This is a genomic window from Microbacterium sp. zg-YB36, from assembly GCF_024623575.2.
Taxonomy (GTDB): domain Bacteria; phylum Actinomycetota; class Actinomycetes; order Actinomycetales; family Microbacteriaceae; genus Microbacterium.
In genome coordinates this window covers 1,302,302-1,323,308 of record NZ_JANJFD020000001.1, presented here as the reverse complement: position 1 = coordinate 1,323,308, position 21,007 = coordinate 1,302,302, and the positions used below count along the sequence as shown (strand labels likewise).

Genomic DNA, 21,007 nt, shown 5'->3' with positions numbered 1-21,007 from the left:
CCGGGGTGCGGGCAGCGCACCGCGGCATCCGGGATTCGGGATTCGGCGTAGCCTGAACGAATGCCCGCCGACGAGACGCCGCAGTACGCGCGGGCGCAGCTGGCCGCCCTCGCCGACGCGGCCGCAGCCGGTGACGGGCCCGGTTTCGAGGCGCTCAACGAACTGCCCGCCCCCGCGGACGCCCGCGCGGCCGCCGTGCTGATCCTGTTCGGCGTGCTCGACTCGTCGCCCAGCGCGCACGATGCCCAGGATGCCGCGGTGTCGCGCGATCTGGACGTGCTGCTGCTGGCGCGCGCGACGACCCTGCGTGCCCACCCGGGTCAGGTGGCGTTCCCCGGCGGACGCATCGACCCCGGTGACGGCGGCCCCGTCGCCGCCGCGCTGCGGGAAGCGCAGGAGGAGACGGGGCTCGATCCCGCCGGCGTCGAGGTGCTCGGCCCGCTGGAGAACATCCCGCTCGCCTTCTCCCGGCACCTCGTCACACCTGTGCTCGGGTGGTGGCGGCATCCGTCGCCGGTGCACGCTGTCGACCAGGCGGAATCGGCCGACGTGTTCCGCGCGCCCGTCGCCGACCTGCTCAACCCCGCGAACCGCGGCATGACGGTGATCCATCGCGACGGCGCGGAGTACCGCAGTGTTGCGTTCCACGTGCCGAACGCGGACGGGGTGCACCTGGTGTGGGGCTTCACGGCGATGGTGCTGGACGCCCTGTTCGACCGGCTCGGGTGGACCGAGCCGTGGGATGCCACGCGCGAACTGCCGCTGGAAATCCTGCCCGATCGGTGAGGTGCGGGGCAGTCAGGTGACCGCTTGCTGCTGCTGAATCGGGACGAAGTCATCGATGAGGTACCGCTGCACGACGGCGCCGACCGAGGCGACCAGGTCGTCGTGTCCGAGCGCGACGATCGGCAGAATGTATCGGCCCTGTTCGCGTGGCAATACACGGCGGGCTGGTTCCAGGACCAGACCGGCCTGGACAACTCGACCGTGCTGCAGCCCGTCGACCGTGCTGCAGCCCGTCGACCGTGCTGTGCCGTTCACGCTCGTCAACCACTGCCGCTGGGACCACCTGCGCGACGTGCCCCCGGGGGTCATCGCCGACCGGATCACGTCTCCCGGCACCGCGCCCTCGAGCAGGTTGGTCTGCTCGATGCCCGACCACGCGAGCCGTGGTCGCGCGGGCGGTGAATCTCGGTGTTATTCGTCGTCGTTATTCGTCGTCGCGCCGGCACCACTCCACGAACTTCTGGGCGCGGCCGTCGGGCGCGAAATGCACCTCCCAGAGGTTGACGTAGGAGGAGTGCCCGGGGTAGGTGACGTGGCCGGAGATGATGCCGACCTGATCGTTCTCGACGAGCACGTCGAGGTTGTGCTCGGCCTTGGTCGGCTCGGGGTCGAGCCATTCCTCGATGATCTTGTCGATTCCGCGCGCCGCCTCCGGATCGTCGGGTTGGAAGAAGTACTCGGCATCCTCGGTGAAGATCTTCCGCACGTCGTCGGGGTCCTTCGACTCCCACGCCGTGATGTAACCGTTCAGCCATTCGCGTGTTCTGCTCATGCGACCGGTCTAGCGCGGGGGTCGGACATGGGCAACGGGGTGGTAGCGGCGGCCTCTCGGGGTCCGGGGTGGGGGATTCTTGAGTCCGGCATCCGTCGTGTCGGGGGTGGCTGCCATCATCCGGTCATGACTCGGTTCGCAATCGACGCGCCCACGGCGCTGCGGCTCCTCGCCGACGGCCGCCCGCTCGGCGCCGGACACTCGCTGGTGGCACCATCGGTGCTGCGCTCGCACGCGCTCTCGTACCTGTACCGAGCGGTGCGGGAGGGAACGCTCGACGAGAAACTCGGGCGCGCGCGCCTGGAGGGAGTCGCCGAGTTGAAGATCCGGTTGCTCGGCGACCGCGTTTCACGCGCGACGGCGTGGAAGCTTGCCGCGCAGCTGGGCTGGGAGGACACCCCGCTCGCCGAGTACCTCGCGGTCGCGGTGCTGCAGGCCGATGCTCTCGTGGCCGAGGACGCGCGACTGCTCGCCGGAGCGCAGGGGGTGGTCGCTGTCGCGGAGTTCGAGGAACTGATGAAGTGATTTGGTATGGGTCGGTGCGGCTGGGCCCGGTGCCTATGCGTCGGATCCGAAGCGGTTGACCAGGCGCGCCAGGGTGCGCAGGCCGCGCGAGGTCGCGGGGTGGCCGGTGAGCTGCTCGATGACCGGCGTGCCGTTCCCGTCCCCCTCGATGTCGTTCAGCGACACCGCCCAGCCGTCGGCGAACTCGAGGATCCGGCACCGGTACTCGGCGGCGGCCCGCACGACGTCGGGGTCGGCGATGTCGATGCTGCCGCTGCGACGGCCGTGGAAGCTCACCTCGCGCCGACTCGCGTCGGGCTGATCGGCGTGCCCGGCGACGATGCGCTCGATCTCGGTGAACGGCAGCGCGTGCGCGGCACGCTGGAGCCCGGTGCGGGCGGCCAGTGCGGTCACGGCATCCGCGATGACGGCTTGCGGATCGTCGGCGGTGAACAGGACCGTCCCATTGCTCTGGAACGTGACGGCGTCGGGAGCCCCGGCGTCGGCGAACGCCGCGAGGATGTCGGCAGCGGACGGGTGCCCGCGCTGGCCCTGGTTGACGTTGCGCAGGAATCCGACGGCGTAGATCACGGTCGGATGCTACGCCGCGGGGGAGCGGTGCGGCGGCGCCTCCCCAGCCGGCTACGCCGGCGAGTTGTCCACATCTCGCCCCAACCCTCGAACAAATGTCCGAGGGTAGGAGCATGATGTCGGTATGACCTTCCTCGCCGAGTTCGCCACGAGAGCGCAGGCCGTCAGCGGCCACGACGCTCTCGATGTCGAGCCCGATGCGTTGCTTGCGGCAGTGCGGAACCTGTCCGACGACGACGTCGTGGCGCTGTTCCAAGACTCCGCCGCGGTCATCGGGTGCGCCGAGCGGCTGCAGGTCGTGGCGGCGGCTGTCATCACGGAGCGGTCCGCGGCGCCGCACGGTGGTCTCGCGGGCAAGCGAGGGCATCGGTCGCCGGTGACGATGATCCAGGACATCACGGGCGGTTCGCGCGCGGATGCCACCCGCACGGTGCGGGTGGGCTCGTCGCTGCTTGACGACGTGGCGGCGGTGGAACCGCGGGATTTGGGTGCGCCGGGTGGGCCGGTGCCGGTGGTCGCGCCTCCGCCGCCGTGGCACGCGGGGCTACGGGCGGCGATGCTTGACGGCACGCTGACGACGGCGCAGCACGACGCGATCCGGCGCGGGCTGGGGGAGCCGTGCGACGGCGACGGGGCGGCGGCCGTCTGGGCGATCGCGGCCGAGCAACTCATGGACGAGGTGCACGGGATGCCCGTGGAAGAACTGGCCAAGCGGGCGCGCGCCGTGCGCGATGCGCTGGATCCCGCCGGCGCCGAGGAGCGGTTCGCGCGCCGGTTCGCCGCCCGCTCGTGGCGCATGTGGACCGACGCCGACGGCGTGCACCACGCGCGCATCGACTTCGACGACGAGATGTACGCGTGGGTGGACTCGATGATCTCCGCGGCATTGCGGCCGCGACGGGGTGGTCCGCGGTTCGTCACCGATGCCGAGCGCGCCGAGGCTGAGGCGCTCACGCACGACCCGCGCACGAACGACCAGCTGACCTACGACCTCATGATGGACCTGCTGCGGGCCGGCGCCCTCGCGTCCGCCGAAGACGTGTTCGGCGTTCGCCAGCCCGGCGTGCGGCTGATCGCGGTGAAGGATGCCGTCGGTCCGCGTGACGCGTTCGGGCGGCTGTTGAGCGTCGCCCACGTCGAGGACGGCGGGGCAGCGATGCCCGGCTCAGTGCTCGACCGGACGCTGTGCGACACCGCGTCGGTCGTGGTGACCGTCGACAGCTGTGGCAACCCGCTGGATGTGGGGCGCGAGCGGCGCCTGTTCACGGCGAAGCAGCGCCTCGCGCTCGCGGCGCGCGACGGCGGCTGCATGGCGCCGCGGTGCGACCGCCCGGCTTCGTACTGCGAAGCGCATCACATCGACCATTGGGGTGAGGATCAGGGCCGGACCGACATCGACCGCGGCATCCTGCTCTGCCGCTTCCATCACATGCAGCTGCACAACGCGGGGTGGAAGATCACCCGCGATGGGCAGGGACCGTTCATCCTGCACCCGCCGGGTGGGGGTGCGCCGATCGTGCTGCGGTCGAAGTCCCCGGTGAAGTGGGCGTGGGACCCGCCCCCCGACAGATCCGGTTGGCGCGCGGCGTGAGCGGCGGATCAGCCCGCGCCGGCCGCGCCCGTCTCGTCGGCCGCGCCGGCTGCCGCCGCGGCGGCTGCGGCCGCGACGGCTGCGGCCACCTGCTCGTACGTCGCCGCGTCGAACGCGACGATCCGAGCCTCTTCCACCGCGGTGTCGGCGGCGGCGATCGTCTCCACGGCGGCGGCGATGGCATCCGCCTTCGGCCAGCCGTAGATCCCGGCGCTGATCAGCGGGAACGCCACGGTGCGCGCCCCCAGCTCATCGGCGACCTGCAGCGAACGTCGATAGCACGACACCAGCAGCGACCGGTCGCGCTGACCGGCGGCGTAGTTCGGGCCGACGGTGTGGATCACCCACTGCGCAGGCAGGTCGCCGGCGGTCGTCCAGCCGGCGTCACCGGTGGCGAGCCCGTCCGGAAAGCGCGAGATGCAGTCTCGCAGCACCGCCGGGCCGCCCGCCCGGTGGATGGCGCCGTCGACCCCGCCGCCACCGCGCATGCCGTTGTTCGCGGCGTTCACGATCGCGTCCACCCGTTGGTCGGTGATGTCCCCGTGCACCGCGATGATCTTCGTCATGACGCCAGTGTCACCCGCGACCGCACTGCGCAGCGAGGGGTTGCGCCGCGTCCACGCCGCGGCACCCAGCGACGCGGAGTCCGTCGCCGCAGACTGCGCTGGGTGCGGCCGGCGTGGTATCCGTTGGGGGACCGAAGGGACGCCATGGCCACGACGAGCGCCGCCCCGCTGCCCGAGCTGCCCGACCTCACCGGCCGCAACGCGCTGGTCACCGGCGCTAGCGACGGGGTCGGCCGCGAGATCGCCCGCGCGCTCGCCGCCGCCGGCGCGCACGTCATCCTTCCGGTGCGCAACCGCGACAAGGGCCGCCGCGCGATCGACGACATCCGCCGCACGGCACCCGACGCGAGCCTGCAGTTGCGCGACCTGGACCTCGCGCGCCTCGACTCCGTCACGGCACTGGCTCGCGAGCTGAACGACGAGCGCACCCCGATCCACCTCTATCTCGCCAACGCCGGCGTCGTGATGCTGGGCGACAGTGAGCGCCACGTCACCGCCGACGGCTTCGAACTTCACTTTCAGACCAACTTCCTCGGCCACTTCGCCCTCACGGTGGGGCTGCTGCCGCTGCTGCAGGCATCGCGGGCGCGCACCGTGATGCAGACCAGCCTCGGCGCCGCGGTGTGCCGCATCCATTGGCACGACCTGCAGCTCGAACGCCGCTACGGTGCGCTGCGCGCCTACGGCCGATCCAAGCTCGCGCTGGCGCTGGTCGGCACCGAACTCGCCCGCCGCAGCGCCGCCGACGGCTGGGGGATCACCGTGGCGCAGGCGCACCCCGGCATCGCCCCCGGTTCGGCGATCGCGTCGGACCTGCGCCGCCGGCTGCCGCAGGGGTTCGTCCACGCGGCAGCGACGAACTTCGGCAACCCGCTGACGCAGGCCGCGCAACCGGCGCTGCAGGCGCTCACCGTGGATGCCACGGATGCCACGGACGCCACGGATGCCGCGGATGCCGCGCACGGCCACTTCTTCGCACCATCGGGGTTGCTGCAGATGGTGGGAGCCGCGCGCCGGCGGCATCCGTTCCGCCGCGTGGTGAACGCCGACGACGCGACGCGGATGTGGACCGTCGCGGAGGAGTTGTTGCGCACTGGTGCCCCGCGGGGCACCTCTGGACTAGCGTCGAGCCCGTGACCCACCGGCTCACCCTCGACCAGGCGCGCCGCATCGCGGTGCGCGCGCAGCTGCTCGACGCGGTGCGGCCCGGCGACGTCGTCGAAGTGGCCGAGCAACTCGGCAGCATCAAGATCGACCCGACCGCCACGATCGCGCCCTGCGAGCACACCGTGCTGTGGTCGCGCATCGGGTGGTCGTACGAACCGGGGCAGCTGCGCAAGGTGGTCGAAGGCGACCGGCTGCTGTTCGAGTTCGCCGGCACCTTCCGCCCGATGAGCATGCTGCCGCTCATGCTCCCCGAGATGCGGGCGTGGCCGCAGCGGGAGAGCAGCCGGCGGTGGCTCGAGGCGAACGACCGCTTCCGCGCCGACGTGATCGCGCGCCTGCGGGCCGAGGGGCCACTGCTGGCCGGGCAGATCCCCGATACCGCGCAGGTCAGCCGCCCGCCCGACGGCTGGTCGGGGGCCAACCAGGTTCCGCAGATGCTGGAGTTCCTCATGTGCCAGGGCGTCGTCGCGATCGCCGGCCGCGAGGGCCGCCAGCGCGTGTGGGACCTCGCCGAACGCGTCTACCCCGCCGACCTGCCCGAGTACGACCCCGAGGAGGCCGCGCGCCTGCGGAACATGCGGCGGCTGCAGGCGGCGGGCATCGCCAAACAGCGGTCACCGTGGACGCGTGTCGGCGACGCGGGGGAGCCGGCGACGATCGAGGGCAGCACGCGGAAGTACCGCGTCGACCCCGATGCGCTCGCCGCCCTCGACGAGGACGACGGCGGGCGCGTGGCCTTCCTCAACCCGTACGACGGGATGCTGTTCGACCGCCCGCGGCTGAGTGAGATCTTCGAGTTCGACTACGTGCTGGAGCAGTTCAAGCCCAAACCCCAGCGCCGCTACGGGTTCTTCGCGCACCCCATCCTGATGGGCGACCGGTTCGTCGGGATGCTCGACGCCGAGGTCGACAAGAGCCGCGGCGTGCTGCGCGTCAACGCGGTGCACGAGTTCCTGCCGTTCGAGCCAGAGGAGCACGAGATGGTGCGCGCCGAGATCGCCGAGCTCGGCGAGTGGCTCGGGATGCCGGTCGACGGGGAGGAATGAAGGCCGATGTCCAGCGTCAACCAGGGAAGCTGCGCCCGGCCCACGGGTCGTAGTCGACCTCAAGCGGCTCCTGCGCCGGGCGTTCGGCCTCGCGAACGTGCTGCAGATTGACGCGGATGCGGTACCAGAGCGTGCTCGACCCGCGCATGCCGTCCACGAGCACGTCGGCGGGGGACAGCTGCGACACGACCTCCGGATGCCGCGCCTTCCAAGCCTCCAACCCCGCCAGCGCCTCGTCCTTCGTCTTGGCGCGCGCGATCTCGATGAGCGGCATGGTCGACACGCGCCGCCCCTCGGCCGTGCCCGATCCGCGCGGCGCCCGCTCGGCCGGACCCAGCTGCTCCGCCAGCGCCAGCAGCGCGTCGAGCGACCCCGGGGCGTCGTCGATGCCGGCGTGCGGGTCGCCCCGCTCGGCGAACCGGGTGCGCACCGTCGGCACCGTGAACTCCTCGGGGCGGCGCGTGCGCAGCTCGTCCCACTCCAGCGGGGTGGACACCCGGGCATCGGGGAGCGCCCGCACCGAGTACGCCGATGCCACGGTGCGGTCCTTGGCGTTCTGGTTGAAGTCGACGAACACGCTCTCGCCGCGCTCCTCCTTCCACCAGTGGGCGCTGGCCAGCCCCGGCGCGCGGTTTTCCACTTCGCGGGCGAGCGTCTGGGCGGCCAGCCGCACGGCGGCGAAGTCCCACTCCGGCCGCAGCCGCACCAGGATGTGGATGCCGCGCGACCCCGACGTCTTCGGCCACCCCACGAGCCCGTGGTCGGTGAGCACGTCCTGCACGACGAACGCGACATCGACGATCTGCTGCCAGTCGACCCCCGGCATCGGATCCAGATCGATGCGCAGCTCGTCGGGGTGATCCAGATCCCGCGCGCGCACCGGATGGGGGTTCAGGTCCAGGCAGCCGAGGTTGACGATCCACGCCAGCCCCGCGGCATCCTGGATCACCGCCTCTTCGGCGCTCGTGCCCGACGCATACCGCAGCGTGGCGGTCTGCACCCAGTCGGGGTGGTTCTCCGGCACCCGCTTCTGGAAGAACGCTTCGTGGTCGATGCCCTTCACGAAGCGCTTGAGCACCATCGGCCGGTCGGCCGCTCCCCCCAGCGCGCCGTCGGCGACGGCGAGGTAGTAATCGACCAGGTCGAGCTTGGTCAGACCGGGTACGGGGAAGACGACCTTGTGCGGGTGGCTCACCCGCACATCGTGGTCGCCGATCTGCAGCATGACGGCGTCGTCCTTCGCGGATGCCATGCGGTCACGATACGCCCAGGGCCGCGGTGGCGCGGGGTTGTCGCGGCGAATGACGGGGACCGGTGCCCCGGGGGGCGCGACGTGCCTACGATGGGCTCCGAGGGGTCCAGCCGGATGCCTCGGGTCGAAGGGAGCACACATGGTGCAGGTGCGTGTGGCCGGTGTCGCCCTCGACCCCGAGGGGCAGCGCGTCGTGCTGCTCAAGCCCATCGACGCCCTCCCCGGCGAAGGCGCCATCCTGCCGATCTGGATCGGCGCGCAGGAGGCGACGTCGATCCTCATCGCCGTCGAGGGGGCGATCACCCCGCGGCCGCTCGCGCACGACCTGATGCGGTCGATGCTCTCCACGCTCGGTGCCGAGGTCGATCGCGTCGAGGTCGCGCGCATCGACGACGGCACCTTCTATGCCGAGGTCACGCTGACCTCGCCCCGCGGCACGCAGTCCGTCGACGCCCGTCCGTCGGATGCCATCGCGCTCGCCTCGCGTACGGCCGCCCCGATCTTCGTCGCCGACGAGGTGCTCGCCGAAGCAGGCATCCCCGATGTGCTCGCCGCGGCTGACGCCGAGGACAACATCGAGGAGTTCAAGCACTTCATCGACGACGTGGAGCCCGAAGACTTCCGCGAGTGACCGCGGTGCGCGCGTCGCTGCGCGGGCCTACACTCGGCCCATGATCTTCGCCAACGTGGGCACTCTCGGCGCCATCGCCGGAAAGCGCGATGCGCTCGTGGCGCTGCTCATCCAGCGCAGTGACACGCTCGATCATGTCGGATGCCTCGCCTACGAGGTGGGCATCAGCGACCGCGAGCCCGACACGGTCTTCGTGGTGGAGCTGTGGACGAGCGCGGACGCGCACCGCGCGTCGCTGACCCTGCCCGAGGTGCAGGCGGCGATCGCCAAGGCGCGGCCGTTGCTCAGCGGCGAGGTCGGCGGTTTCCAGTTCGACGTCGTCGGATCGCCGCTGCGCGACTGAGAGCGTCGTGCCCGCCGGATCCGAGGCGATTACTTCGTCAGCTGGCTGAGCAGTTCGGCGTGGTCGGTCGTGCCGGAGAACTCCGCGATGCGTCCGTTGGTCACGCGGTACATCGCGAACTCCGCGACGTTGACGTGCCGTCGCGTCGGCGCGATGCCGCGGAACGGTCCCTGGTGTGTGCCGCTTGCGCGCAGGTGCGCGGCGATCCGATCATCCTCGACGACGAGCTGGATGCGGCGCCAGCGCCAGTCGGGGAACGCACGGAACAACTCCGCCATGTCGGCGACCCAGGCATGGGCTCCGCCAGGCAGGTGCGCGCGCCGCACCGACGGATCGACGAAGGCGCGGATCGCTTCCAGATCGTGACGGTTGCAGGCATCCAGGTAGTCGGCGTACCACTCGCGCATCTCCCACGGCTCCACCCGATCATTATCCGCGGCGGCCGCGGCGGCGGCCGCGGCGGCCGCTGCACCCGGTGAAGCGTGAGCGGCCTAGATGGCGCGAAGCACGTCCGGGTCTGCGCACCCGCGCGCGAACCCTTCGAGCCGTCGGTCGATGTCGCGCTGCAGGACGCGCTCACCGATCCACTCCGCCACGGGCGCGAGCCAGCGGGGCCGGCACGCGAAGTTGTACTTCCACGTGGCGATCGTGCTCGTCGGGTCGTTCGGGGCGGGCGCGAACCGCCAGCCTCCGCCGAGCCGTTCAAAGAACCACGACCCCGTCACCATCTTCATCCCGACGTTCGTCGGCGGGTTGTAGGAGACGTATTCGCTGACCATGCGGAAACCGAGACGATGCACCGTCAACGTGCGGACGCCGGGCGCGGGCACTTCGGCGCCATCGACGAAATACTGGCGTCGAATGAAGGGGTCCCAGCGCAGGCGGGCTTCGCCGGTCGTCTGCGAGACGGCGAACGCCACCTCGACCGGCACAGGGATGGTGACCTGGGACTGAACGACGGGCATGAGTGTTCCTCCGGGGGGCCGCGCTCTGGCCGCGCTCTGCGGTTCTCCGCAACCTATCGCACGTCCCACCAACCACCCCTTGTACAAATGCATGTTTGTGATCAGAATGAGCGCGGAGGAACCATGACAGCTCCCGCTCTGGACGACGCGTTCCACGCTCTCGCTGACGGCAACCGGCGGGCGATCCTGGCGCTGGTGCGCGATGGTCGTCGCCCGGTGGGGGAGATCGCGACCGAACTCGGCCTGTCGCAGCAGATCGTGTCGCACCATCTGAAGGTGCTGCGAGAGGCGGGACTGGTCTCGGGCAGCCGGGCGGGCACGCGACACCTGTATGCGGTGCGCGTGGAGGGGCTCGCGGTGGGCAAAGCGTTCTTCGACGACTTCTGGCCCGAGCGCCTGACGCGCCTCAAGCAGGCGATCGAGCAGACCGGGGAGCGCGACGGGGGAGTCCGCGATGGCTGAGCACCGGTCGACCGTGGACATCGCGGCAGCGCCCGAGCGGGTCTTCGAGTACCTGGTGACCGCGGCGGGGATCACCGCGTGGATGGGTGACTGGGCCCGCGTCGAGCCGACCCCCGGCGGCGAGTTCGCCGTCAACATCGCCGGCTACGGCGCCCGTGGGACCTTCCTCGAAGTCGACCGGCCGCGCCGGGTGACCGTGTCGTGGGGCTTCGAGGGCAGCGACACCCTCCCACCGGGGGCGTCCACGGTGTCGTTCGAGTTGAGCGAGACCGCGGACGGCACGCGCCTGGAGGTGATCCACACCGACCTGCCGGAGGGAGAGGTCGCCGGCCACGTCGGCGGATGGGAGCATTTCGTCCCACGGCTCGCGCTCGCCGCAACGGGGCAGATCCTGCCCCCCGACAGCTGGACCCCCAGACCATGACCGAAATCGAAGGAGATGACCGGATGCCGAACACCACCACACCTGTTGCCATCGTCGACGCCTACCACCGCGCCTGGACCGGGGGCGACGTCGATCGCGCACTGACCTATCTCGCCGACTCGGTCGTGTGCTCCGCGCCCGACCCGGAGATCACGACGAAGGCGCACTGGCGGGAGTACCTCGCCGGGTTCGTCCCGATGCTCACCGGAGCCCCCGAGCTGACCCGCATGGCCGACGGCAGCCGCGTCGCCCTCTGGTACTACCCGCAGACAGCGGTCACCGACAGCACCCTCGCCAGCGAACTCTTCACCGTCGAAGGCGACCAGATCACCGAGATCCGCCTGGCCTTCGACCGGCTCGGCTACATGCCGGCACCGCCGCAGTGACCGATGAGAATCGATGACCGCCGCGCGCTCCTCGACAGGATCGTGCGCCTGCTGCCCGGCGGCTCGATCCGCGAGGTGGCGATGTTCGGGGCGATCGCGGTCATGTTCGACGAGGCGATGCTTGTCGCGGTAAACGGCGACGGCAGCCTGCTCGTGCGCGTCGCACCCGAAGCGGATGCCGCGCTGCTTCACCGCGGCGGAGCCGCGCGCGCCGAGATGGGTACTGGTCGATCCATGGGGATCGGATGGATGCGCGTCACAGGCAACACGATCTCCGGCGACGCGGAGCTGGCGCTGTGGCTAGAGCATGCGCTGCGCCGACGCGGGCGAGCGGTCGGAGAAATCGGCGGAGGATAGGGGATTCGAACCCCTGAGAGCTTTCACTCAACACGCTTTCCAAGCGTGCGCCATAGGCCACTAGGCGAATCCTCCGTGGCCCCGAAGGGCCGCGGGACAGTCTACCTGGTGCGCGAGGCCGCTCGTGCCGCAGGCCACCGAAGGGCCGGGTCAGGCAGGGACCCGCGCTGCGGCATACGCGCTGCCGGGGCGCACCACGAGCGAACGCGGCACCATCACCGCCAGCAGCCGCCGCCCGCGGGTGGCGCCGGACAGCAGTCCGCTCTGCACCGCCGACGCGGCAGCGGCCAGGTCACTGCGCTGCGAACTGGGCTGCGAACCACGCCCAGACGCCGCACCAACCGCACCCACAGCCCCAGCCGGCGCGTACGACGCTCGCTCGATCGCCGACACGAGCAGCGCCACCGCATCGGCGGGCACGTCGTAGTCGGCGACGAGGCGCGCGCCGAACGCCCGCGGCGATTCCGACGCCGGCACCGGGATGCCGAGGTCGACGGCCGTCTCCCGCACACTCAGCCACGCTGCGGCGGCATCGCCCCGGCCGGCTGCCGCCAACCTTCGTCGGCGCACGACGTCGCGCACTGCGCCGGGGATCGCCAGCGCCAGCAGGACTCCGAGCGCCGTCAGCGCGGTCGTGAGGGAGACTCCGCGGCTCGCGGCCTGACCTGCGCCCGCCTGGTCCTCGAGTTCCGGCGCCAGCGCCGGGTCGGTGGGGCCGGCAGACGGCACCGGTGCCTCCGCCGCCGCCGCACCCTCGGTGATGTCCTCACCGGCATCGTCGGCGGCCGGCACACGCTCGGGCAGGAACGACGTGGGCGTGCCGAGGCTCTTTGTCGGCTCGAACGACACCCAGCCGATGCCGTCGAAGTGCACTTCGGGCCACGCGTGCAGCTGGTCGCTGGTGACCTCGTACTGCGTCTGGCCGTCGACCAGGTCGCCCGTGCCGTTGCCGGGGAGGTAGCCCACCACGACCCGCGCCGGCATGTCCAGCAGTCGCGCCATCACGGCGAACGCCGACGCGAAGTGCACGCAGTAACCCTCCTTCTGCTCCAGGAACTGACTGATCGCGGCGATGCCCGAGCCGTCGAAGCCGTCGGCGACAGGCGCCTGCAGCGAATAGGTGAACTCGTCGCCGCGGAACCAGCCCTGCAGTGCGATGAGTTTGTCGTAGTCGGTCTCCGCACCCGTGGTGACCGCCAGCGCCGTCTGCAGGATCGTGTCCATCGGCACGTCGGGCAGCGCGTACGTGGCGTCGCGCAGCACGGTGCCGCCCGCGCTGGACGCGCGGATCTGCTCGCGGGTGGGGCGCGGCAGCTGGCTGATCACCTCGTACGCCTGACCCTGCGTGTTCGAGGTGCTGCTGATCACGGTGCGGTTGAAGGGCATCGCCTCCCACTGCCCGTCGAGGCCCTCCACGGCGACCGCCGGGAACGACACCGGCAGCCACGTCGAAGCGAGGTTCGTGATGTCGACGGTGGTGCGGTATTCGGTGATCCGCAGCGACTCGTCCACCTTCAGCTCGCCGAACCCGTACTCGCTGTCCAGCGGGAGGGTGCGGATGCGGTCGGGCTGCCATCGGCTGCCGTCGAACGTCGACAGCGTCGCCACCCGCAGATAAGGCGGCAGGGGCGAGTTGGCGCGCAGATACAGCACCGGAACGTTGTTCAGCCGCCGCAGGTCCTCGCCCAGATCCAGGCTCGGGTTGATCGTCGCCGCCACCCCGAGTCCAGCGGCCCCGGGCCGCATCGTCGGGGTGGGAAGCAGCGGGGTGACGGCGATGGCCACGACGACCGCGATCGCCCCGATGCCGACGGCGGTGGCGCCCACGCCGGCGCGGCGGCCGGTGTCGGCGGCCGGTGTCGACGGCGGCTCGGCGACCTCCCGCGTGCGGGTCTCAGCGCGCAGCAGATACAGGATCGCCACCGCCAGGAACGTGAACGACCACACGTCCATGTCGCTGGGAGCGGCGATGGCGGGAACCAGCCACACCGCGACCACGCCGACCGCCGCCAGCAGCGGCATCCGCGCCGTCACGACGACATGGTCGAGCGCGATCGCGAACAGCCCGACCGCGGCGACCAGCAGGAACGCGAGGCCCTCGCTGGCCTCCAGCGGCGCGGAACCGACGAGGATCTCGTTCATCCCGGAGGAGAACAGCGCCGGCACCTGGCGCACCGTCTCGGGAGTGGGAACAACCCACACCAGGCCGGTGTCGGGCAGATACACCGTCGTGAGGAAGACCGCCCACAGCACCAGTTGGATGCCGCTGACGGCCACCGCCGGCACCCGCCGGGCGTGCGCGAGGTGGCCGGCGGTCAGCAGCAGCCCGGTGAGGAAGAGCGACTCGCCGAGCCACTGCCCCGGAACGATGACCCGTAGCAGCGGCAGCATCGCCGCGACGACGACGCCCGCCACCGCGAGCGTGAGTCGCAGGTCGGGTCGCCGCCGCCGGCCGGTGCGCGGCGGCGGTGGAGCCGTGCGCTGGGTGGTGGTGATCGGGTTGGCGAGCACGTGCACGCTATCGAGGTGCGCCACGTCAGGCGACCACATGACCGGCCCCCCGTTCCACGGCCCCCGCCCAGGCGGCGGCGAGGTCGGCGTCCGGCCCGATCGCGGCGACATGCCAGCCGGATGCCACGGCCTGCGGCAGCGCGTCGGCGATGGGGGCGACGGCGAGCAGCACGGGCAGCGACGTGTGATGCGCGACGGGGGCGAGCGTCGCGGCATCCGTCTCATCGAAGTGCCCGACGATCACGACCACCGGCCCGCCGATCGCCCCGGCGAACAGCGGCACCAGCTGCGGGAGGCGGTCGTCGCGGCGGGTGAGGAGGGTGGCGAAGTCGATGGCGAGGATCTCGACCGCCGCCATGTCGCCGCCCTCGATGGGGTCGGCGAGGGCATGCCCGTCGGAGTCGATCACCGCCACGGTGTACCCCTCCCGCACCAACCGGGCAACCGCCGACACGCACGCACTGACGGCCGCTTCGAAGCCGGGGTCCAGGCCCGGCCCGCGCATCGCGGCGACGGTGAACCGGGGCGTGGACAGATCGATCACGACGGTGGCGGACGGTGTGGACTCCTGCTCCTCTTGACGCACCATCAGCTCATCACGGTGTGCGCTGGCGCGCCAGTGGATGCGGCGGCGGGAGTCGCCTGGCACATACGCGCGGGGAATGAGGTTGTCGGTGCCCTGCCCGAGCTCGTTGGTCGCGGCGTGTCTGGTGCCGCCCGCCTCGCCCGGCAGGTCGCTCAGCGCGGGAAGGTCGACGATCTCGGGTGCGACGATCACGGTGGTGCGGGTGCTGAGCACGTGAGTGCGCCGCACCAGCCCGAACGGATCGGTCGAGGACACCGTGAGCGGGCCGAGCGTGTGCATGCCCCGACGGATGCCGCGCACCCGGTAGTCCACGTCGACGGTGTGCGCTTCGCCGCGCAGTCCGGAATCGAGTGCGGGAAACACGCCGCGGGCAGAACCCTCGGCGCGGGCGCGCCCATCCGGGCGCGCGAAGCCGAAGCCGCGCCCCGCGCCGTCCGTCTCGCTGTCGGAATCCGCCTCCGGGCCGCTCCACGCCAGCCCCGGCGACAGGGTGTCGCGCCAGGCGCCGGGCCCCGAGGCGAGCGCGGCGCGCACCGACACCCGCACCGTGACCCGGCCTTCCCGTCCGACGGCGAGCACGTCCGGCTCCACGGTGCGGGTGAGACCGTCAGCCCGCCGCACCGCGAAAAGCGTGAACAGGGCCGCCCCCACCACCGCGAACAGCAGCATCGCCACGTACAGCAGCTCGACCAGCCCGCGGTCGGCGGCGACGATCAGGCACACCAGGCCCAGCAGCACCGCGCCGGTGCCCCGGATCGTCAGCGGCCACAGGCGTCCCACGGTCACCTCACGCGCGGGCGGTGAGCGGCACCCGCACGGATGCCGCGATCTGCGTCAGCACCGCGGCGATCGCGTCGGTGGTCGTGCGGGCGCGGGCGGTGCCGGCGCTGCGGGTGGCGATGAGACGGTGCGCGAACACCGGGACGAGCAGGGCCGCGATGTCGTCGGGGATGACGAAGTCGCGGGCGTCCAGGGCGGCGCGCACCTTCGCGGCCCGCACCAGCTGCAGCGTCGCGCGGGGGCTCGCCCCCAACCGCAGGTCCGCGTGCGTGCGGGTGGCCTGCGCGAGCGCGACGGCGTACTCCTCGACGGCGGGGGACAGGTGCACGCTGCGCGCCCACGCGATCAGCTCGCGGATGCGGGTGGCGTCGACGACGGGCGTGATGGCCAACAGCGGATTGACCGAGTCGCGCTGGCGCAGCATGAGCTTTTCGCTGGCGGCATCGGGGTATCCCATCGAGATGCGCATCATGAACCGGTCGCGCTGCGCCTCGGGGAGGGCGTAGGTGCCCTCCATCTCGAGCGGGTTCTGGGTGGCCACCACCAGGAACGGCTCCGGCAGCGGATGCGACTCGCCGTCGACGGTGACCTGGTGCTCCTCCATCGCCTCCAGCAGCGCCGACTGCGTCTTGGGGGAGGAGCGGTTGATCTCGTCGGCGATGACGATGTGCGCGAAGATCGCGCCGCGCTTGAACTCGAACTCGCGGTCCACCGGGTTGAACACCGACACGCCGGTCACGTCCCCCGGCAGCAGATCGGGGGTGAACTGGATGCGGCGCACCGTGGCATCCACCGATGCCGCCAGTGCCCTGGCGAGCATCGTCTTGCCCACGCCGGGCACGTCCTCGATCAGCAGGTGCCCCTCGGCCAGCAGGCACATCAGCGCCGACCGCACGGCATCCGGCTTGCCGTCGATCACGCGGGTGACCGAATCGATGATCGCTGTGGTCGACCGGGCGAATGTCTCTGCGGTGATCGGCTCGACGGACTGGTCGCTCATGCCATCCCCTCGACGGTGGCGGGGTGCGGCGCATCGATGCGTCGCTGCCACGATCGTATCCCGCGGGCGCGACCGGTGGGTCGATCGGGATACACTGGTGTCAGCTCTCCGCGAGGCGGCATCCAGGCCAACTCCCCCAGGACGGAAACGTAGCAAGGGTAACCAGGCTCTGCCGGGTTCGCGGAGAGTCTTAATCTTCCCCCCGGCACTGTCGCCGTGCGAGGGTCAGGAGCGACTGCGCTCGTAAGTGATCTGCACCATGCCGTTGCCGAACGCCCGTTCGCGCACCAGGCGCAGCCCCAGCCACAGTCCCTCCGGGAACACGCGCATGCCGCCCCCGAGGACGACGGGGCACAGCAGCAACTCCACCACGTCGACCAGTTCCATGTGCAGCGCGCTCTTGGCGATGGTCGGCCCCTCGATGGTCAGGTCCCCGTGCGACTCGGCCTTGGCCCGCTCGATCGCCTCGGCGGTGAGGGTGTGCTCCAGCCGCGTGCGCTTGGTCCACACCGCTCCCAGCGTCGAGGAGAACACGACCTTACGGGCGCGCTTCCAGGTGTGGGCGTACGCGGCCGACTCCGGCGATTGCGCGGCGGCGGACGGCTCCGTCTCCCACACCGCCATCGTCTCGTACATGCGGCGCCCGTAGAGGTAGGTGCTGACGGATGCCGCGTCCGCCGTGAGTGCGGCGATCACCTCTTCGTCGGGGACGGTCCAACTGAAATCGCCCTGCAGATCGGTGTGATAGCCGTCGAGCGAGGAGGCGACGGAGTAGATGACGCTACCCATGCGCACACTCAACCGGGCGGCCCCGCACACCCGCAAGGGGGGCCGTCGGGATTATTCACGGACCCCTGCCTGTTCGCCCGGCGGGGGCCCGCCTAGGGTGGGCGTGTGGCGCAGAGCATATACATCACCTCGGTCGAAGGTCATTCCGGCAAGTCCACCATCGCCCTCGGGGTGCTGGACGCCCTGAGCCGGGCGACCCCCCGGGTGGGGGTGTTCCGCGCGATCGCACGGTCGACGGACCGGCGCGACTACGTGCTGGAGATGCTGCTCGACCACGACGGGGTGGACCTCGAGTACGACGAGTGCATCGGCGTCACCTACGACGACGTCCGCTCCGACCCGGAGGGGTCGCTGGCGACGATCGTCGAGCGGTTCAAGGCCGTCGAGCGGCAGTGCGACGCGGTCGTGGTGGTCGGCAGTGACTACACCGACGTCGGCAGCCCGGCCGAACTGGCCTACAACGCGCGCATCGCCGCGAACCTCGGCGTCCCGGTGCTGCTGGTCGTCGGTGGGCGTGACCTCCAAGGTCAGAGCGAGCAGCTGGGCACCACCATCGCCCGCACCCCCGAGGAGATGGGGCAGATCACCTCGCTCGGCCTCGCCGAACTTGCCCACGGGCGCGCCGACCTGTTCGCCGTCGTCGCCAACCGTGCCGACGCCGATCGCCTCGGCGAGACCGTCGACGCCCTCACCGCCGCCGTCGCCGCAGCGCTCCCCGGCCGCGATATCCCGGTGCGGGCGATCCCGGAGGATCTGTACCTCGTCGCTCCGTCGGTGCGCGACATCCTGCACGCGCTCGAGGGCACGCTGGTCAAGGGCGATCCCGAGATGCTGACCCACGAGGTGGTGAACATCGTCGTGGCGGGCATGTCGATGGTCAACGTGCTGCCGCGGCTGACTGAGTCGGCCGTCGTGGTGATCCCCGCCGACCGTACCGAGGTGCTGCTGGCGACGCTGCTGGCTCACACATCGGGTACCTTCCCGTCGGTGGCCGCGGTCGTGCTCAACGGCCCGTTCCCGCTGCCGGAGACGATCGACAGCCTGATCGACGGGTTGGGGTCGACGCTGCCGATCATCGCGACCGACCTCGGCACCTACGACACCGCGGTGCGCGTCATGGGCGCCCGCGGGCGCCTCGCCGCCGACTCGCCGCGCCGGTACGACACCGCGCTTGCCCTGTTCGAGAAGCACGTCGACACCGAAGATCTCACCCAGGCACTCGGGGTGGCCAAGACCACCGTCGTCACGCCGCTGATGTTCGAATACGGCCTGATGGAGCGTGCCCGCAGCGCCCGTCGCCGCATCGTGCTGCCCGAGGGCGACGACGACCGCGTGCTGCGCGCCGCGGCCACCGTGCTCACCCGCGGCATCGCCGACGTCACGATCCTCGGCAAGGAGACCGATGTGCGGGGCCGCGCCCGGGACCTGGGTATCGACCTGACCGGCGCCGACATCATCAGCCCGTTCGACGGCGAGTACGTGGACAAGTTCGCGCAGGAGTACACCCGACTGCGCGCGCACAAGGGCATGACCTACGAGCGCGCCGCCGACACCGTCACCGACGTGTCGTACTTCGGCACGATGATGGTGCACCTGGGCCTGGCCGACGGCATGGTCTCGGGCGCCTCGCACACCACGGCGCACACCATCCGGCCGGCGTTCGAGATCATCAAGACCAAGCCGGGCGTCTCGGTCGTCTCGAGCGTGTTCCTGATGGCGCTCGCCGACCGCGTGCTCGTCTACGGCGACTGCGCCGTGATCCCCGACCCCACGAGCGAACAGCTCGCCGACATCGCGGTGTCGTCCGCGGCGACGGCGTCGCAGTTCGGCATCGAACCGCGCGTGGCGATGCTGTCCTACTCGACAGGCGAGTCGGGTACCGGTGCCGACGTGGAGAAGGTGCGGGCGGCCACCGTGCTGGTGCGCGAGCGCGCGCCGCAGCTTCCGGTGGAGGGACCGATCCAGTACGACGCGGCAACCGACGCCGCCGTGGCATCCAAGAAGATGCCCGGCTCCAGCGTCGCCGGCCGGGCGACGGTGTTCGTCTTCCCCGACCTGAACACCGGGAACAACACCTACAAAGCTGTGCAGCGCTCGGCCGGCGCCATCGCCATCGGCCCGGTGCTGCAGGGACTCAACAAGCCCATCAATGATCTGTCGCGCGGCGCACTCGTCGACGACATCATCAACACGATCGCCATCACTGCGATCCAAGCGCAGGGAGAGGCAACCGCATGAGCGTCGTGCTCGTCGTCAACAGCGGATCATCGTCGTTCAAATACCAGCTGGTCGAACCGGAGGACGGGCGCGTCCTCGCCTCGGGTCTGGTCGAGCGCATCGGCGAGTCGATCGGCGCCGCCAAGCACAAGGTCACCATGGGGCTGCCCTCGGGCGGGGGCACCGAGGCCGTGACGGCGACGGCTGCCACGTACACCCGTGAGCTGCCGATCCCCGATCACACCACCGGCTTCGGCGTGATGCTCGCCGCGTTCGCCGAGTGGGGGCCGTCGCTGACGGAGAACCCGCCGGTCGCCGTCGGTCACCGCGTCGTGCACGGCGGGGCGCGCTTCTTCGAGCCGACGCTGGTGTCCAACCTCGTGGAGATCAACATCGACGAGTTGTCGGTGCTCGCGCCGCTGCACAACCCCGGTGCGCTGCAGGGCATCCGTGCCGCCAAGGCCGCGTTCCCCGAGCTCGCGCACGTCGCCGTCTTCGACACCGCGTTCCACCAGACGCTGCCGCCGGCCGCCTACACCTACGCGATCGACAAGGACCTGGCCGAGGCGCACCGTATCCGCCGTTACGGGTTCCACGGCACGTCCCACAAATACGTCAGCCGCACCGCAGCGGAGTTCCTCGGCCGGCCGCTGGAGGAACTCAAGCAGGTCGTGTTCCACCTCGGCAACGGCGCGTCGGCGACCGCCGTCGACGGCGGCAAGTCCGTCGACACCTCGATGGGCCTCACGCCGCTGCAGGGCCTGGTCATGGGCACCCGCTCGGGCGACATCGACCCGGCGGTGCTGTTCCACCTCGCCCGCCGCGCCAGGATGACCATCGACGACCTCGACGACATGCTCAACAAGACCAGCGGCGTGCTGGGGCTGGCCGGGGTCACCGACATGCGCGACCTGGAAGAACGGGTCGGAGCCGGTGACGAGGATGCCACGCTCGCGATGGACGTGTACCTGCACCGGCTGCGCGCCTACGCGGGCTCCTACATGGCCCAGCTGGGCGGGGTCGACGTGATCGTGTTCACGGCCGGCGTGGGCGAGAACTCCCCGATCGTGCGTGCCGGGGCCGTCTCGACGCTCGGTTTCGCCGGTGTGAAGCTGGACCCGGAGCGCAACGAGGCACGAGGTCGCGGCATCCGCGTCATCTCCGCCGACGACTCCGCGGTCACGGTGCTCGTCGTCCCCACCAACGAAGAGCTCGAGATCGCCCGCCAGGCGCTCGAGGTCGTCGCCGGGCTGTGACGCGCAGGCGCATTCCGGCGTACAG

At 71.1% G+C, this 21,007-nt stretch carries 24 protein-coding genes, 1 tRNA gene and 1 other RNA gene; 14 read left to right on the top strand and 12 right to left on the bottom strand.

The annotated features are described in order from the left end of the window. The first annotated feature begins 60 nt into the window (after positions 1-60). The gene (locus NQ151_RS06775; RefSeq protein WP_257508090.1) at positions 61-786 is read left to right on the top strand and encodes an NUDIX hydrolase; all 726 of its coding nucleotides are present in this window, start codon (positions 61-63) and stop codon (positions 784-786) included. Positions 787-798: 12 nt separating this feature from the next. On the opposite strand, the gene NQ151_RS06770 is transcribed toward NQ151_RS06775, so the two are convergent. Both NQ151_RS06770 and NQ151_RS06765 read right to left on the bottom strand, forming a co-directional pair. Continuing rightward, positions 799-1,041: a hypothetical protein gene (locus tag NQ151_RS06770; RefSeq protein WP_257527502.1), complete on the bottom strand. Its 243-nt coding sequence runs from the start codon at positions 1,039-1,041 to the stop codon at positions 799-801. A gap of 169 nt (positions 1,042-1,210) precedes the next feature. Continuing rightward, positions 1,211-1,558, bottom strand: a complete 348-nt coding sequence (locus NQ151_RS06765) for a nuclear transport factor 2 family protein (RefSeq protein WP_257508092.1) — start codon at positions 1,556-1,558, stop codon at positions 1,211-1,213. Between the two features lie 126 nt (positions 1,559-1,684). On the opposite strand from NQ151_RS06765, the gene NQ151_RS06760 reads away from it, so the two are divergent. Continuing rightward, positions 1,685-2,083 carry a hypothetical protein gene (locus tag NQ151_RS06760; RefSeq protein ID WP_257527501.1) on the top strand — a complete coding sequence of 133 codons (399 nt, stop codon included), beginning with the start codon at positions 1,685-1,687 and terminating at the stop codon, positions 2,081-2,083. A 33-nt stretch (positions 2,084-2,116) separates the two neighbouring features. Here the strand turns inward: NQ151_RS06760 and NQ151_RS06755 are convergent, their stop codons facing one another. Continuing rightward, a complete protein-coding gene (locus tag NQ151_RS06755; protein WP_257527500.1) occupies positions 2,117-2,653 on the bottom strand; it encodes a DUF1697 domain-containing protein in 537 nt (178 codons plus the stop codon). A gap of 124 nt (positions 2,654-2,777) precedes the next feature. On the opposite strand from NQ151_RS06755, the gene NQ151_RS06750 reads away from it, so the two are divergent. Then, positions 2,778-4,244 (top strand): HNH endonuclease signature motif containing protein, encoded by a 1,467-nt coding sequence (locus NQ151_RS06750; protein WP_257527499.1) that lies wholly within the window; start codon positions 2,778-2,780, stop codon positions 4,242-4,244. Positions 4,245-4,252: 8 nt separating this feature from the next. Here NQ151_RS06750 and NQ151_RS06745 read toward each other — a convergent pair whose 3' ends face one another. Continuing rightward, positions 4,253-4,810 (bottom strand): O-acetyl-ADP-ribose deacetylase, encoded by a 558-nt coding sequence (locus tag NQ151_RS06745; RefSeq protein WP_257527498.1) that lies wholly within the window; start codon positions 4,808-4,810, stop codon positions 4,253-4,255. Positions 4,811-4,954: 144 nt separating this feature from the next. On the opposite strand from NQ151_RS06745, the gene NQ151_RS06740 reads away from it, so the two are divergent. Together NQ151_RS06740 and NQ151_RS06735 are read left to right on the top strand one after the other, a co-directional pair. Beyond that, complete coding sequence (locus NQ151_RS06740) at positions 4,955-5,947, top strand: SDR family oxidoreductase (RefSeq protein ID WP_257527497.1); 993 nt, start codon at positions 4,955-4,957, stop codon at positions 5,945-5,947. After that, complete coding sequence (locus NQ151_RS06735; protein ID WP_257508098.1) at positions 5,944-7,023, top strand: DNA glycosylase AlkZ-like family protein; 1,080 nt, start codon at positions 5,944-5,946, stop codon at positions 7,021-7,023. Before NQ151_RS06740 ends, NQ151_RS06735 begins: the two co-directional genes overlap by 4 nt. A 16-nt stretch (positions 7,024-7,039) precedes the next feature. Here NQ151_RS06735 and ligD read toward each other — a convergent pair whose 3' ends face one another. Then, the gene (ligD, locus tag NQ151_RS06730) at positions 7,040-8,275 is read right to left on the bottom strand and encodes a non-homologous end-joining DNA ligase (protein ID WP_257527496.1); all 1,236 of its coding nucleotides are present in this window, start codon (positions 8,273-8,275) and stop codon (positions 7,040-7,042) included. Between the two features lie 139 nt (positions 8,276-8,414). On the opposite strand from ligD, the gene NQ151_RS06725 reads away from it, so the two are divergent. After that, positions 8,415-8,906, top strand: a complete 492-nt coding sequence (locus tag NQ151_RS06725) for a bifunctional nuclease family protein (RefSeq protein ID WP_257508100.1) — start codon at positions 8,415-8,417, stop codon at positions 8,904-8,906. Between the two features lie 40 nt (positions 8,907-8,946). Further along, on the top strand, positions 8,947-9,249 hold the full coding sequence (locus NQ151_RS06720) for a putative quinol monooxygenase (protein ID WP_257508101.1): 303 nt from the start codon (positions 8,947-8,949) through the stop codon (positions 9,247-9,249). Positions 9,250-9,278: 29 nt separating this feature from the next. On the opposite strand, the gene NQ151_RS06715 is transcribed toward NQ151_RS06720, so the two are convergent. Continuing rightward, entirely contained in the window at positions 9,279-9,671 is a 393-nt protein-coding gene (locus NQ151_RS06715) for an ester cyclase (protein WP_257527495.1), read from the bottom strand. Between the two features lie 69 nt (positions 9,672-9,740). Continuing rightward, complete coding sequence (locus NQ151_RS06710) at positions 9,741-10,214, bottom strand: SRPBCC family protein (protein WP_257527494.1); 474 nt, start codon at positions 10,212-10,214, stop codon at positions 9,741-9,743. Positions 10,215-10,337: 123 nt separating this feature from the next. Between NQ151_RS06710 and NQ151_RS06705 the strand changes: the two genes are divergently transcribed. Genes NQ151_RS06705 through NQ151_RS06690 form a run of 4 tightly spaced genes read left to right on the top strand, consistent with a single transcriptional unit; the run spans position 10,338 to position 11,843 of the window. Further along, positions 10,338-10,676, top strand: coding sequence for an ArsR/SmtB family transcription factor (locus tag NQ151_RS06705; RefSeq protein ID WP_257527493.1), 339 nt, complete (start codon positions 10,338-10,340; stop codon positions 10,674-10,676). Next, positions 10,669-11,100: an SRPBCC family protein gene (locus NQ151_RS06700; protein ID WP_257527492.1), complete on the top strand. Its 432-nt coding sequence runs from the start codon at positions 10,669-10,671 to the stop codon at positions 11,098-11,100. The genes NQ151_RS06705 and NQ151_RS06700 overlap by 8 nt, the downstream gene beginning before the upstream one ends. Before the next feature lie 23 nt (positions 11,101-11,123). Continuing rightward, positions 11,124-11,486 carry a nuclear transport factor 2 family protein gene (locus tag NQ151_RS06695; protein ID WP_257527491.1) on the top strand — a complete coding sequence of 121 codons (363 nt, stop codon included), beginning with the start codon at positions 11,124-11,126 and terminating at the stop codon, positions 11,484-11,486. A gap of 3 nt (positions 11,487-11,489) precedes the next feature. Beyond that, entirely contained in the window at positions 11,490-11,843 is a 354-nt protein-coding gene (locus NQ151_RS06690; protein WP_257527490.1) for a TfoX/Sxy family protein, read from the top strand. On the opposite strand, the gene NQ151_RS06685 is transcribed toward NQ151_RS06690, so the two are convergent. The 4 genes from NQ151_RS06685 to NQ151_RS06670 form a co-directional block, all read right to left on the bottom strand. Further along, positions 11,834-11,918 (bottom strand) — tRNA-Ser (locus NQ151_RS06685). The two genes, NQ151_RS06690 and NQ151_RS06685, sit on opposite strands and share 10 nt — an antisense overlap. A gap of 75 nt (positions 11,919-11,993) precedes the next feature. After that, on the bottom strand, positions 11,994-14,378 hold the full coding sequence (locus NQ151_RS06680) for a transglutaminase TgpA family protein (protein ID WP_257527489.1): 2,385 nt from the start codon (positions 14,376-14,378) through the stop codon (positions 11,994-11,996). Position 14,379: 1 nt separating this feature from the next. Further along, entirely contained in the window at positions 14,380-15,720 is a 1,341-nt protein-coding gene (locus NQ151_RS06675) for a DUF58 domain-containing protein (RefSeq protein WP_257527488.1), read from the bottom strand. Positions 15,721-15,727: 7 nt separating this feature from the next. Beyond that, a complete protein-coding gene (locus tag NQ151_RS06670) occupies positions 15,728-16,720 on the bottom strand; it encodes an AAA family ATPase (RefSeq protein ID WP_257508110.1) in 993 nt (330 codons plus the stop codon). A 99-nt stretch (positions 16,721-16,819) separates the two neighbouring features. On the opposite strand from NQ151_RS06670, the gene ffs reads away from it, so the two are divergent. Further along, positions 16,820-16,916: signal recognition particle sRNA small type (gene ffs, locus NQ151_RS06665), an RNA gene on the top strand. Between the two features lie 29 nt (positions 16,917-16,945). Here the strand turns inward: ffs and NQ151_RS06660 are convergent. Continuing rightward, on the bottom strand, positions 16,946-17,509 hold the full coding sequence (locus NQ151_RS06660; protein WP_257527487.1) for a dihydrofolate reductase family protein: 564 nt from the start codon (positions 17,507-17,509) through the stop codon (positions 16,946-16,948). A 105-nt stretch (positions 17,510-17,614) separates the two neighbouring features. On the opposite strand from NQ151_RS06660, the gene pta reads away from it, so the two are divergent. Both pta and NQ151_RS06650 read left to right on the top strand, forming a co-directional pair. Then, positions 17,615-19,747 carry a phosphate acetyltransferase gene (gene pta, locus NQ151_RS06655; protein ID WP_257527486.1) on the top strand — a complete coding sequence of 711 codons (2,133 nt, stop codon included), beginning with the start codon at positions 17,615-17,617 and terminating at the stop codon, positions 19,745-19,747. After that, a complete protein-coding gene (locus NQ151_RS06650; RefSeq protein ID WP_257508113.1) occupies positions 19,744-20,982 on the top strand; it encodes an acetate/propionate family kinase in 1,239 nt (412 codons plus the stop codon). The genes pta and NQ151_RS06650 overlap by 4 nt, the downstream gene beginning before the upstream one ends. Positions 20,983-21,007 lie beyond the last annotated feature (25 nt).